This window comes from Variovorax sp. dw_954, from assembly GCF_018449755.1.
Classification (GTDB): Bacteria; Pseudomonadota; Gammaproteobacteria; order Burkholderiales; family Burkholderiaceae_C; genus Variovorax.
On sequence record NZ_JAAVVD010000001.1, the window covers coordinates 506,660 to 518,659 of the forward strand.

General features: G+C 65.9%; 12 protein-coding genes. 8 read left to right on the forward strand and 4 right to left on the reverse strand.

What is annotated here, in order from left to right:
• Positions 1 to 164 precede the first annotated feature (164 nt).
• A complete protein-coding gene (locus HB681_RS02255) occupies positions 165 to 1,037 on the forward strand; it encodes a lysophospholipid acyltransferase family protein (RefSeq protein ID WP_213953111.1) in 873 nt (290 codons plus the stop codon).
• Positions 1,038 to 1,098: 61 nt separating this feature from the next.
• The gene (locus tag HB681_RS02260) at positions 1,099 to 1,983 is read left to right on the forward strand and encodes a lipid A biosynthesis acyltransferase (RefSeq protein ID WP_213953112.1); all 885 of its coding nucleotides are present in this window, start codon (positions 1,099 to 1,101) and stop codon (positions 1,981 to 1,983) included.
• Positions 1,984 to 2,060: 77 nt separating this feature from the next.
• Here the strand turns inward: HB681_RS02260 and HB681_RS02265 are convergent, their stop codons facing one another.
• On the reverse strand, positions 2,061 to 2,972 hold the full coding sequence (locus HB681_RS02265; protein WP_213953113.1) for an alpha/beta hydrolase: 912 nt from the start codon (positions 2,970 to 2,972) through the stop codon (positions 2,061 to 2,063).
• 68 nt (positions 2,973 to 3,040) lie between these two features.
• Entirely contained in the window at positions 3,041 to 3,778 is a 738-nt protein-coding gene (yihA, locus tag HB681_RS02270) for a ribosome biogenesis GTP-binding protein YihA/YsxC (protein ID WP_213953114.1), read from the reverse strand.
• Between the two features lie 76 nt (positions 3,779 to 3,854).
• Between yihA and HB681_RS02275 the strand changes: the two genes are divergently transcribed.
• The 5 genes from HB681_RS02275 (at position 3,855) to HB681_RS02295 (ending at position 9,973) form a co-directional block, all read left to right on the forward strand.
• Positions 3,855 to 4,511 carry a c-type cytochrome gene (locus HB681_RS02275; protein WP_213953115.1) on the forward strand — a complete coding sequence of 219 codons (657 nt, stop codon included), beginning with the start codon at positions 3,855 to 3,857 and terminating at the stop codon, positions 4,509 to 4,511.
• Between the two features lie 109 nt (positions 4,512 to 4,620).
• On the forward strand, positions 4,621 to 6,777 hold the full coding sequence (locus tag HB681_RS02280) for a cytochrome c biogenesis protein ResB (RefSeq protein WP_213953116.1): 2,157 nt from the start codon (positions 4,621 to 4,623) through the stop codon (positions 6,775 to 6,777).
• Positions 6,774 to 8,090 carry a c-type cytochrome biogenesis protein CcsB gene (gene ccsB / locus HB681_RS02285; protein ID WP_213953117.1) on the forward strand — a complete coding sequence of 439 codons (1,317 nt, stop codon included), beginning with the start codon at positions 6,774 to 6,776 and terminating at the stop codon, positions 8,088 to 8,090. Before HB681_RS02280 ends, ccsB begins: the two co-directional genes overlap by 4 nt.
• Before the next feature lie 234 nt (positions 8,091 to 8,324).
• Positions 8,325 to 9,323 carry a protein-methionine-sulfoxide reductase catalytic subunit MsrP gene (msrP, locus tag HB681_RS02290; protein ID WP_213953118.1) on the forward strand — a complete coding sequence of 333 codons (999 nt, stop codon included), beginning with the start codon at positions 8,325 to 8,327 and terminating at the stop codon, positions 9,321 to 9,323.
• Between the two features lie 8 nt (positions 9,324 to 9,331).
• On the forward strand, positions 9,332 to 9,973 hold the full coding sequence (locus HB681_RS02295; protein ID WP_213953119.1) for a protein-methionine-sulfoxide reductase heme-binding subunit MsrQ: 642 nt from the start codon (positions 9,332 to 9,334) through the stop codon (positions 9,971 to 9,973).
• Between the two features lie 94 nt (positions 9,974 to 10,067).
• On the opposite strand, the gene lysA is transcribed toward HB681_RS02295, so the two are convergent.
• The gene (gene lysA / locus HB681_RS02300; RefSeq protein ID WP_213953120.1) at positions 10,068 to 11,339 is read right to left on the reverse strand and encodes a diaminopimelate decarboxylase; all 1,272 of its coding nucleotides are present in this window, start codon (positions 11,337 to 11,339) and stop codon (positions 10,068 to 10,070) included.
• Positions 11,336 to 11,647 (reverse strand): lipoprotein, encoded by a 312-nt coding sequence (locus HB681_RS02305; RefSeq protein WP_256734788.1) that lies wholly within the window; start codon positions 11,645 to 11,647, stop codon positions 11,336 to 11,338. The genes lysA and HB681_RS02305 overlap by 4 nt, the downstream gene beginning before the upstream one ends.
• A gap of 12 nt (positions 11,648 to 11,659) precedes the next feature.
• Here HB681_RS02305 and cyaY point away from each other — a divergent pair, with 12 nt between their 5' ends.
• Complete coding sequence (gene cyaY / locus HB681_RS02310) at positions 11,660 to 11,995, forward strand: iron donor protein CyaY (RefSeq protein WP_213953121.1); 336 nt, start codon at positions 11,660 to 11,662, stop codon at positions 11,993 to 11,995.
• Positions 11,996 to 12,000: the final 5 nt, after the last annotated feature.

Sequence of the window (12,000 nt, forward strand, 5' to 3'; positions counted from 1 at the left end):
AGTTGAAAGGGCGCGTTGCCGATTCCATCTGGAGCTCTGGCGAACGCTTTAGCAGTACTGTTTAACGTCGCCCTGCAAGTAGTTCTTTAACTCGGCGACAATTTGGATTCTATTCGAGCCGCGCCGTCACTGCGCGCGCGTCAGGTATTACTCCCTTCGTCGTAATGTCCGTCCTCTTCCGATTGCTTGCCCGTGTGCCGCTGCCGCTGATGCATGGGCTCGGCATCGCGCTCGGCTGGCTGGTGTGGTGGTGCGCGCCTGACTACCGGCGCCGCTTCAAGGCCAATGCAGGCAACGCCGGCTTCGCGCCCGCACAGTACCGCCCGGCCATCGGCGCGGCCGGCGCCATGGCGGCAGAACTGCCTTGGCTCTGGTGCCGGCCCAAGGAGGAAAGCGTGCTGCCCAAGGTCGTCCGCTGGGATGGCATCGAGGCCTTCGAAGCCGCCCTCGACGAGCGCAAGGGCGTGATCCTGCTGACGCCGCACATCGGCAGCTGGGAACTCTTCGGCCAGGCCGTCGGCGAGCGTTTCATGTCGTCGCACGGGCCGATCACCGCGCTCTTCAGGCCGCCGCGCAAGGCCTTCATGGCCGGGCTGATGGACGGCTCGCGCGACCGGCCCGGGCTGCAGACGCTGCCGACCACCGTGGCCGGCGTGCGCGGCCTCATGCGCGCGTTGCGAGGCGGCGGCTACACCGGCATCCTGCCCGACCAGGTGCCGCCGGAGGGGCAGGGTGCCTGGGCGCCGTTCTTCGGCAAGCCCGCCTACACGATCACCTTGCCGGGACGGCTGGCGCAACAGACCGGCGCCCACGTGTTCCTGGGCGTCTGCGAGCGCCTTCCGCGCGGCAAGGGCTATGCCATTCGCTTCGAGGCCTTCGACGGCACCGCCTTCAGCGACCGAAAGGCCACGCCGGAGGCAGCAGCGGCGGCGCTCAACGTGGGCATCGAAGGGCTGATCCGCAGCCTGCCCGGCCAGTACGTGTGGGACTACGCGCGCTACAAGCAGCCGCGAGCGGAGCAGGAAACCGCGCAATGAATACGGCGTCGAATCTTGCGAGGCCGGCGCGCATCGCACAAGGCAACGCGAGGATGCACGGATGAGCGTTTCCGCGCGCCTTGGCATCGGCTTCATGAAGGCGCTGTCGCACGCGCCGCTGCCGCTGATTCGCGGCTTCGGCTATGTGCTCGGCCGCATCCTGCACACGGCTGCGGTGCCGCGCCGGCGAGTGGTCGACAGGAACCTCGAACTGTGTTTCCCCGGTAAATCGCTCGCGGAGAGGAAGCGCATCTCGCGCGACACCTTCGTCTACGTGGCGCAATCCTGGCTCGACCGTGCCTGGCTCTGGCACGCGCCGCGCGAGGTCGTGGAGCGCCGCACCACGGTGATGGGGGCGCCAGTCGATGTCGACGAGGTGCTGGGCGGCACCACGCCGCTGATCCTGTTCGCGCCCCACTTCTATGGTCTCGACGCCGCAGCCACCGGCCTGACGATGCGCTCGCCGCGCGAGTCGACCACGATCTACACCACGCAGCGCGATCCGATGCTGGACGAGTGGGTGTGCAAGGGCCGCGAGCGCTTCGGCAACGTGAAGACGCTGAACCGCGTCGACGGCATCAAGCCGATCGTGGCGGCACTGCGCAAGGGCGGCTTGCTCTATCTGCTGCCCGACATGGACTTCGGCCGCGACCAGTCGGTGTTCGTCCCGTTCTTCGGCGTGCAGGCGGCGACGATGCCCTCGCTGTCGCGCTTTGCGCGGCTGGGTCGTGCCAAGGTGATTCCGATCATTTCGCGCGTCACCCGGCAGGGTTACGAGATCGAGGTCCTGCCCGAGTGGAAGGATTTTCCGAGCGACGATCCAGTCGCCGACACGGCGCTGATGAACGAACGGCTGGCCGGCTATATCGAGACGATGCCCTCGCAGTACTACTGGGTGCACCGCCGCTTCAAGACGCGGCCTGAGGGCGCGACTTCGGTGTATTGAGCCGGACCTTGCCCGGCCCACCCCCGCAGGGGATCAAGTCGAGATGGCAAAGCCACATCGACTCGGGATCGCTGCTCTCAATTGCGCCGCATGAACGCTTCGATCTCGCGGGCCACGTTCTGCGGTTGCTCATGAACGATCCAGTGCGTGGCATTCGGCACCTTCCGGATCTCCAGCTTCGGCACGTAGTCTTCCAGCCCCTCCAGCAGGCCGGGCAGCAGCGCCGCATCGTCCAGCGCCCAGAACACGAAGGTCGGCACGTTGATGACCAGCCGTTCGCGCGGCAGCACCGGGATCGGCGGCGCAGTCTGGCCCGGCACGGCGGGTTTCATCGGCGTCACGCGGTAGAGGTTGCAGGCGCCCGTCAGGCCGGCGTTCCACACTTCGCGGTACTGGTCCTTCACTGCGTCGGTGAGCCAGCCGAAGCCGTCGGCGCCAGCCTTCATGCCGAGGAAGAAGGGCCACATGCGCCGGTAGTCGTCTTCCGCGAGCATGGCCTCGGCCTTCGGGTGCGCGAGGAAGTTCATGTAGGCGCTGGCCTTCTGCTGCGCCGGGTTGTGGGTCAGTTCGCGCGCGAAGGTGCCGGGGTGTGGCGAATTGATGATCACCAACTTGCCGACCTGTGCCGGAAACACGTTGGCATAGCCCCAGGCGAATGCGCCACCCCAGTCGTGCGCGACGAGGGTGTCGATGTTGCCGCTGGCGCTCTCGGTGGCGACCAGTTGCTGGATGTCCTGGATCAGCAGAGGCGCCTTGTAGGCCTCCACCTCGGTTGGCGAACTGGATTTCTCGAAGCCGCGCAGGTTGGGCGCGACGCAGCGATAGCCGCCGTGCTCCGGCTGGGCGAAGTATTCGAGCAACGGGTCCCAGATGAACGCCGCCTCCGGAAAGCCATGCAGGAACACCATCAGCGGCCGGCCGGGTTCGCCGGTGGCGCGGCAACTCAGGGTGATGCCATTGGGCAGCGTGCGCTGGAAGGTCTGGACCATGCAATCGTCTCCTGTTGCTGTCGTTGTCGGGATCGCCGCCAGAAGGCCGGGGCGCTTGCGGCCTGAAATCAGTCGGACGCCGGCTGCGCCGCAGGTTCCTGCTGCACCGCGGGTTCCGGATGCACCCACTCCCACAGCAGCTCGGCGGCCTCGTCGACGCCCTGCTTCTTCAGCGCCGAGAACAGTTTCACCTCGCCGCCGCCGGCCTGCAGTCGCGTGATCGACAGGACCTTGGCGCCTTCGGAACGCGTGAGCTTGTCGGATTTGGTCAGCAGTACCAGGAACTTGAGCCCTTCGGCCACGCGCGGGCGGATGACGTCGAGCAGGATCTCGTCGAGTTCGGTCATGCCGTGGCGAGGGTCGCACATCAGCACCACGCCGCGTAGCGTCTCGCGCGTCATGAGGTAGTTGCCCATCACCCGTTGCCAACGCAGCTTGGCCTCCTTGGGCACGGCCGCGTAGCCGTAGCCGGGCAGGTCGGCGAGCACGGCGTCGTCGACCTTCTGCTTGCCGACGCCGAACAGGTTGATGTGCTGCGTGCGGCCCGGCGTCTTGGAGGCGAAAGCCAGCCGTGTCTGCTGCGTGAGCGTGTTGATGGCGGTGGACTTGCCGGCATTCGAGCGGCCCACGAAGGCGATCTCCGGCAGGTCGAGCGTGGGCAGGTGCTCGAGCTGCGGCGCGCTGGTGAGGAAGTGCGCGGTGTGCAGCCAACCCATGGCAACGCGGCCGCGTTCGGCCTTGGCGGGGTCCGCCACAGCGGGCGGACGCGAGGAAATGAAGGCCTGCTTGCGCGGCGGGGAGGTCATCAACGGGCTTTCGTAGCGGGGGGCCATTGTAGAATTACCGGGTTTTGCGCCAACGAATCGAATCAAACCCCCCGATATGAAGTTGTTCGTCCCCTTCCTGCTCGCTGCCCTGCTGGGCGCCACCGGCACTTCCAGCTTCGCGGCTGACGAGCATGCGGCAGCACCCGCTGCCGCCGCACCGGCCAAACCCAAGCCGGACCTGGCAAAGGGTGACACGGTCTACAACGCCAAGGCCTGCGCCTCATGCCACAACCCGGACGGCAACTCGGCGGTCCCGGCGAATCCCAAGCTGGCGCAACAGCATCCGGAATACATCCTCAAGCAGCTGGAAGAATTCAAGTCCGGCAAGCGCAAGAGCGCCATCATGTCGCCGATGGCCGCGACCCTGAGCGACCAGGAGATGCGCGACATCGCCTGGTTCGTGGGCTCGAAGACCGCCAAGCCCGGCTTCGCCAAGAGCAAGGAAACGGTCGAGCTGGGCGAGCGCATCTACCGTGGCGGCATCGCCGACCGCCAGGTGCCGGCCTGCGCAGGCTGCCACAGCCCGAACGGCGCCGGCATCCCGGCCCAGTACCCGCGCCTTGGCGGCCAGCATGCCGACTACCTGGTCACGCAACTCGTCGCCTTCCGCGACGGCGGCCGCACCAACGCACCGATGATGACGGGCGTGGCTGCCAAGCTGAACGACCGCGAGATCAAGGCGGTTTCCGATTACATCGCCGGATTGCGCTGAAACCACGCATTCCGGCTGAACCAAACGCCAACAGAGAACCCCAAGCAAGGCGGGTCCGTCCATCCGGATGGCCCGCCTTTGTCTTTGGCACCAGCGCTTTCCATTCTTCATGTCCGTCTCCGTCTCCACCCACGGCCTTCGCCTGAAACGCGGCTCGCATGCCCTGCGCGCCGCGGTGGAGCTGCTGTCGTCGATGCGCTTTGCCATCGCGCTGCTCACGGTGATCTGCATCGCCTCGATCATCGGCACCGTGCTCAAGCAGCACGAACCCGTCGGCAACTACGTCAACCAGTTCGGTCCGTTCTGGGCGCAGGTGTTTCGCGCGGCGCTGCTCGACTCGGTCTACAGCGCCTGGTGGTTCCTGCTGATCCTGCTGTTCCTGGTGATCAGCACCTCGCTCTGCGTGGCGCGCAACACGCCGCGCATCCTGGCTGACTTCAAGGTCTTCAAGGAAGACATCCGCGCCCAGAGCCTGAAGGCCTTCGGCCAACGGGCCGAGACGGTGCTGGTCGAGACGCCCGACATGGCGGCCAACCGCATCGGACAGTTGCTTTCGGGCGGCGGCTGGAAGGTCAAGCTGCAGCGGCGCGAACTGCCTGGTAGGGAGGGTGGCTGGATGGTGGCCGCCCGCGCCGGCGGTGCACACAAGCTGGGCTATATCGCCGCGCACAGCGCCATCGTGCTGGTGTGCATCGGCGGCCTGCTGGACGGCGACCTGATCGTCACGGCGCAGACCTGGTTCGCCGGCAAGAGCGTCTACACCGGCGGCGGCATGATCGCCGACGTCCCGCCGCAGCATCGCCTGTCGGCGAGCAATCCCACCTTCCGCGGCAACATCCTGGTGCCCGAGGGTGGGCAGGCCGGCGTGGCGATCCTGAACCAGTCGACCGGCGTGCTGCTGCAGGAACTGCCCTTCTCGATCGAACTGAAGAAATTCATCGTCGACTATTACTCGACCGGCATGCCCAAGCTGTTCGCCAGCGAAGTGGTGCTGCACGACCGGCAGACGGGTGAGAGCAAGACGGCGCGCATCGAGGTGAACCATCCGGCGAGCTGGAGAGGCATCGAGATCTACCAATCCAGCTTCGACGACGGCGGCTCTTCCGTGACGCTCAAGTCGGTGCCGATGGCCGCTGCGGCCAAGCCATTCGAGATCGAAGGCACCATCGGCAGCAGCGCCCAGCTCACCAACGGCTCCGAGAAGCTCACCCTCGAATACACCGCGCTGCGCGTCATCAACGTCGAGAACTTCGGGGATGCAGCCAGCGGCAGCGGCGCCGACGTGCGCAAGGTGGACCTGGTGCACGACCTGCAATCGCGGCTCGGCGCGGCCAACAAGACCGACAAGCCGAAAACGTTGCGCAACATCGGCCCCAGCATCAGCTACAAGCTGCGCGACGCTTCGGGCCAGGCGCGGGAGTTCCAGAACTACATGGCCCCCGTCGATGCAGGCGATGGCATGCCCGTGTTCCTGCTGGGCGTTCGCGAGAAGCCCGAAGAGCCCTTCCGCTACCTGCGCGTCCCGGCCGACGACAAGGGCACGATGGACGGCTTCGTCCAGATGCGCGCCGCCCTGGCCGACGCCGCCCTGCGCGAAAAGGCGATCGACCGCTACATCGCCCGCGTGGGCGATTCGAAGCGCCCTGAGCTGGCCGAGCAACTGCGCGTGTCGGCCGCGCGAGCACTGGGCCTGTTCGCCGGCGCCGAGCGCGTCAAGCCCGACAGCCCGGGCAGCGGCGGCTGGCAGGCCATCGCGGATTTCATGGAAGTCAACGTGCCGCAGGCCGAGCGCGAGCGCGCGGGCACGGTGCTGGTGCGTATCCTGAACGACGTGCTGTTCGAGGTGCTCAACCTGAGCCGCGAAAAGGCCGGCCTGCCCGAGATGCCGCCGGACCAGCAGTCGCAGGCTTTCCTGACGCAGTCGGTGCTGGCCATCAGCGATTCGGCCTTCTATCCGGCGCCCATGGCGCTCATGCTCAGCGACTTCAAGCAGGTGCAGGCCAGCGTGTTCCAGGTGGCGCGTGCGCCCGGCAAGAACATCGTCTACCTGGGCTGCCTGTTGCTCATCATCGGCATTTTTGCGATGCTGTACGTGCGTGAGCGCAGGCTCTGGGTCTGGCTGACGCCCGACGGCTTGCGGGCCGGCGATACGGCGGCCACCATGGCGTTCTCGGTCAATCGCAAGACCATGGACAGCGACCGCGAATTCGAGCATCTCAAGGCAAGGCTGCTCGCCATCGACACAAGCAAGGAGACGGTGTCATGACCACGACAACCCTGACGCTCAACGACAGCTGGCGGTCACGCCGCAATGCCTTCGACTGGCTCTTCGCGGTGCTGGTGCTGGCGGGGGGGGCCTTCGTGTTCTCGCGCTACTCGGCCTCGATGGACTACTACGAGAAGCCGATCCTCGTCGCTGCGATGGCGGCCGGCATATCGCTGGGCTGGTTCTGGCGACCGCTGCGCGTGCTGGCGCTCGTCGTGGCTGCCGCTTCATTGCTGGCGATCTCGTCGTACCAGGGTGACCTGGCGCGCGCCGACACGGTGTTCCAGCTCAAGTACTTCCTGTCGAGCCAGTCGGCCATCCTCTGGATGAGCGTGCTGTTCTTCATGAGCACGATGTTCTATTGGCTGGGCCTGTTCGGCGGCAAGCAGGGCGACGCGATGGAACTCATCGGCTCGCGCGTCGCGTGGGCGGCGGTGACGATGGCGCTCATCGGCACCATGGTCCGCTGGTACGAAAGTCATCAACTCGGCCCGGACATCGGCCACATCCCGGTCAGCAATCTGTACGAGGTGTTCGTGCTGTTCTGCTGGATCACGACCGCGTTCTACCTCTTCTTCGAGTCGCGCTACAAGACGCGTTCGCTTGGCGCTTTCGTCATGCTGGTGGTCAGCGCGGCCGTGGGCTTCCTGCTCTGGTACACGCTGGTGCGGCAGGCGCATGAGATCCAGCCGCTGGTGCCCGCACTTCAAAGCTGGTGGATGAAGCTGCATGTGCCGGCCAACTTCATCGGCTATGGCACTTTTTCGCTGGCCGCGATGGTTTCGTTCGCCTACCTCATCAAGCAGCAGGCGGATGAAACCCGCTTGTACAAGCTCACGCCGATCTGGCTCTTCGGCATTGCGTTGTGCTTCGTGCCGGTGGCCTTCCGCCAGCGCGTGCAGGAGGCGGGCGGCAGCTATTGGTTGGTGTACGCGGCCATTTCGGCCGTGATCGCGGCCGGCATCCTGATGGGGCGCAGGCGCATCGCCTCGCGGCTGCCGTCGCTGGAGGTGCTGGACGACGTGATGTACAAGTCGATCACCGTCGGCTTCGCGTTCTTCACCATCGCGACGGTGCTCGGCGCACTCTGGGCGGCCGATGCCTGGGGCGGTTACTGGAGTTGGGACCCGAAGGAAACCTGGGCGCTCATCGTCTGGCTCAACTATGCAGCCTGGCTGCACATGCGGCTGGTCAAGGGCTTGCGTGGCACCGTGGCTGCCTGGTGGGCGCTCGGCGGCCTGGCCGTGACCACCTTTGCCTTCCTCGGGGTGAACATGTTCCTGAGCGGCTTGCACAGCTACGGAACGCTGTGAGCCCGCAGGGTCGCGCCCGGCCCACGCCACCCCGGCAATCTCGCGGTGCTGCCGGCGGCACTTTCATGACGTTTGAAACCGATCGGATCATCGGCGCGTAACCAGAGCGTGGTTCCATACGAACTACCCAGCGAGCCCCCAGGGCCGGGCCGCCCAGTCCGCCCCCGTGGGACCGCGTCGAGACGGCAAGGCCACATCGACTCCAGAGTACAACGAGCCCAGCGAAAGGCGATCATGCTGATTCAGTCCCGTCACAACGGCTTCGACCACCCGGTCCCGAGCGACATCACGCCACGCGGCGTCTACGAGAGCCGGCGCGACATGCTCAAGCTGCTGGCTGGCGGCGCGGCCGGCGCGCTGCTCTCGTCGTGGGCCGCACGCGATGCCATGGCCGAGACAGCGGCCCCGGGCAAGCTGGCTGCGCTGGTCGGCGCCAAGTCTTCGGTGGCGGGCGCCATGACCACCGAAAAGGTGAGCGACTACAAGGACGTCACCAGCTACAACAACTACTACGAGTTCGGCACCGACAAGGCCGACCCGGCGAAGAACGCCGGCACGCTGAAGACGAAGCCGTGGACCGTCGAGGTCGAGGGCCTGGTCAAGAAGCCAGGCAAGTACGGCATCGAGGACCTGGTCAAGCTCAGCGCACAGGAAGAGCGCATCTATCGCCTGCGCTGCGTCGAGGGCTGGTCGATGGTGATTCCGTGGGTCGGTTATTCGCTGGCCGAACTCATCAAGAAGGTTGAGCCGCAGGGCAATGCGAAGTTCGTCGAGTTCGTGACGCTGGCCGACCCGAAGACGATGCCTTTCGTCGGCTCACGCGTGCTCGACTGGCCTTACGTCGAAGGCCTGCGCATGGACGAGGCGATGCACCCGCTCACGCTGCTGACCTTTGGCATGTACGGCGAGGTGCTGCCGAACCAGAACGGTGCGCCGGTGCGCATCGTGGTGCCATGGAAGTACGGCTTCAAGAGCGCCAAGTCGATCGTCAAGATCCGCTTCGTCGAGAAGGAGCCGGGCACGGCCTGGAACAAGGCCGCGGCCAACGAGTACGGCTTCTATTCGAACGTGAACCCGAACGTCGATCATCCGCGCTGGAGCCAGGCAACCGAGCGCCGCATCGGCGACGGCGGCGGCCTGTTCGCCAAGCGCACCAAGACACAGATGTTCAATGGCTACGAAGCGCAGGTCGGCCAGCTCTATGCGGGCATGGACCTGAAGAAGAACTACTGAGCGCGGCCATGAACAAGCTGCTCATGCATCCGGCGGTCAAGCCGGTGTTGTTCGTGCTGTGCCTGCTGCCGTTCGCGTGGATGGTCTACGGCGCATTCACCAATGGCCTGGGCGCCAATCCCGCCGAATACCTGATACGCAAGAACGGCGACTGGACGCTGCGCTTCATCTGCATCGTGCTGGCGGTGACGCCGCTGCGCGTCATGACGAAGTGGAATGCGCTGGCGCGCTTTCGCCGCATGCTGGGGCTGTTCGCCTACTTCTACGTGGTGTTGCACCTGCTGAGCTACAGCTGGTTCGACATGGGCTTCGAACTTGGCGACATCGCGAAGGACATTGCGAAGCGGCCCTTCATCCTGGTCGGCTTCACGGGGTTCCTGCTGCTCACACCGTTGGCTGCGACCTCCTTCAATCGCGCGATAAAGGCGATGGGTGCGAAGCGCTGGCAACTATTGCACAAGCTCGTGTATGTGATCGCGGGACTGGGCCTGCTGCACTTCTTCTGGATGCGCGCAGCCAAGCACAATTTCAACGAAGTGTTCGTCTACGCCGCGATCATCGGCGTGCTGCTGGGCTGGCGCGTGTGGAACTTCGCGAGCAAGAAGATCGCCCCCGCGCCCGCGGGGCGGCCGCAATTGTCGAAGCGGTAGGGGGCTGGCGCGGGGAGCGCTCGCAAAAGCGCTGCGCGATTGACTTGCGCTCCGCTGACGCAGCCCTCGCTGGCGGATCGAACGTTGCAGCCGACTAGATTTTTTCGCTCAGCAACTGATCTTCCACCGACTCACGCCGCCGGATCAGCTTCGCGCTGTCGCCGCTGACCAGCACCTCGGCCGCACGGCCCCGTGTGTTGTAGTTGCTGGCCATGCTCATGCAGTAGGCCCCCGCCGACAGCACGGCCAGCAGGTCGCCCGCCTCGACCGCCAGCGCCCGGTCGCGGCCGATCCAGTCGCCGCTCTCGCACACGGGGCCGACCACGTCGTAGATCGTCGCGTCGGTCGAACGCTCGTGCACCGGCACGATCGCATGGAAGGCCTGGTACATCGCTGGACGCGGCAGATCGTTCATGGCCGCGTCGATGATGCAGAAGTTCTTGTCTTCGCCGGGCTTGGTGTAGATCACCTCGGTCACGCAAACGCCGGCATTCCCGACCAGCGAGCGGCCGGGCTCGATGATGAACTTGCGGTCGCCAAAGCCGCGCGCGTCCACGCGTGCGAGCAACTGGGCCCAGAGGGCGTCGGCCGCTGGCGGCGTATCACCCTGGTAGTTGATGCCGAGTCCGCCGCCGAAGTCGATGTGGTGCAGCCGGATGCCGTCCTGCTCCACCGCTTCCACGAGGTCCAGGATCCGGTCCATGGCGTCGAGATACGGCGAGGCCTCGGTGATCTGCGAGCCGATGTGGCAGTCGATGCCCACGATCTGCAGGCCGGGCAGGGAGGCGGCATGCCGGTACGCTACGGGCGCGTGATCGTGCGCGATGCCGAACTTGTTGCCCTTCAATCCGGTGGAGATGTAGGGGTGCGTCTTCGGGTCGACGTTGGGGTTGATGCGCAGGCTGACCGGGGCGCGCTTGCCCATCGACAAGGCCACCTCGTTCAGCACGTCGAGTTCGGCTTCGCTCTCGACGTTGAAACAGCCGATGTTGGCGGCCAGGCCTTCCCGCATTTCATCGCGCGTCTTGCCAACGCCGGAGAACACGATCTTGGCCGGGTCGGTGCCGACCGTTAAAGCGCGCGCCAGTTCGCCGCCGGACACGAGATCGAAACCGCAGCCCGCCTCGGCAAACACGCGCAACACACCCAGCGAGGAATTCGCCTTCATCGCATAGCAGATCAGGGCATTGCGGCCTGCAAAGCCGCGCTGGTAGGCGGCGAGCGCATCGAGCATCCATTGCCTGGAATAGACGAACAGGGGCGTGCCATGTTCGCGCGCCAGCGCATCGAGCGCCACGCCTTCGACGTGCAGTTGGCCATCGCGTCGAGCGACATGGGGATGGCCGGGCAGGGGGGTGATGTTCACTGGGTGGGTTCCGTGGTCTGGTCGGCGGGTGCGGGTGCGGGTTCGGTCGAGGTCGAGGTCGAGGTCGAGGTCGAGGTCGAGGTCGAGGTCGAGGTCGAGGCCGGGGCCGTCGCCGCGGGGGCTTGTGCAGGTGCCGTGGCGGATGGCTTGCGCGTTCCCGGGATCACCAGGTCAGGCAGGGTCGCACGGTTCGCGGCGGCCGGCTCGGTCGGCATGTAGAGGCTCCCACGTTGACCGCAGCCGGTGATGCCGACCACGACCGATGGAAGGCCAAGCGCGATCACTAGAATTTGAGTGACTTTCAACATCGTGAAATTGTAATGACCGACCCTGAGTACCTCGACCGCGCGGAAGCGGCGCTTGCCGCCATCGAACAGGGCTGCGACCGCCTCAACGACGCGACCGACGCGGACATCGACAACCAGCGGGTGGGCGGGATGATCACCATCACCTTCCCCAACAAGAGCCAGCTGATCGTGAACCTGCAGCCGCCCCTGCAGGAGATCTGGCTGGCGGCGCGCTCGGGCGGCTATCACTACCGGCAGGTCGAGGGGGTGTGGCGCGACACCAAGACCGGCGAGGAACTGTTCGCCAACCTCTCGCGCGAGGCAACGGCGCAATCGGGCCAGCCGCTGCAGTTCACCGCAGCGCGCTGAGCGAC

Excerpts from the sequence above, each read along its gene's own strand:
- HB681_RS02305 (WP_256734788.1), bottom strand. The coding sequence starts at position 11,647 with ATGTTGAAAGTCACTCAAATTCTAGTGATCGCGCTTGGCCTTCCATCG.
- msrP (WP_213953118.1), top strand. The coding sequence starts at position 8,325 with ATGCTGATTCAGTCCCGTCACAACGGCTTCGACCACCCGGTCCCGAGC.
- HB681_RS02275 (WP_213953115.1), top strand. The coding sequence starts at position 3,855 with ATGAAGTTGTTCGTCCCCTTCCTGCTCGCTGCCCTGCTGGGCGCCACC.
- ccsB (WP_213953117.1), top strand. The coding sequence starts at position 6,774 with ATGACCACGACAACCCTGACGCTCAACGACAGCTGGCGGTCACGCCGC.
- HB681_RS02265 (WP_213953113.1), bottom strand. The coding sequence starts at position 2,972 with ATGGTCCAGACCTTCCAGCGCACGCTGCCCAATGGCATCACCCTGAGT.
- HB681_RS02255 (WP_213953111.1), top strand. The coding sequence starts at position 165 with ATGTCCGTCCTCTTCCGATTGCTTGCCCGTGTGCCGCTGCCGCTGATG.
- HB681_RS02260 (WP_213953112.1), top strand. The coding sequence starts at position 1,099 with ATGAGCGTTTCCGCGCGCCTTGGCATCGGCTTCATGAAGGCGCTGTCG.
- yihA (WP_213953114.1), bottom strand. The coding sequence starts at position 3,778 with ATGACCTCCCCGCCGCGCAAGCAGGCCTTCATTTCCTCGCGTCCGCCC.
- HB681_RS02295 (WP_213953119.1), top strand. The coding sequence starts at position 9,332 with ATGAACAAGCTGCTCATGCATCCGGCGGTCAAGCCGGTGTTGTTCGTG.
- HB681_RS02280 (WP_213953116.1), top strand. The coding sequence starts at position 4,621 with ATGTCCGTCTCCGTCTCCACCCACGGCCTTCGCCTGAAACGCGGCTCG.
- cyaY (WP_213953121.1), top strand. The coding sequence starts at position 11,660 with ATGACCGACCCTGAGTACCTCGACCGCGCGGAAGCGGCGCTTGCCGCC.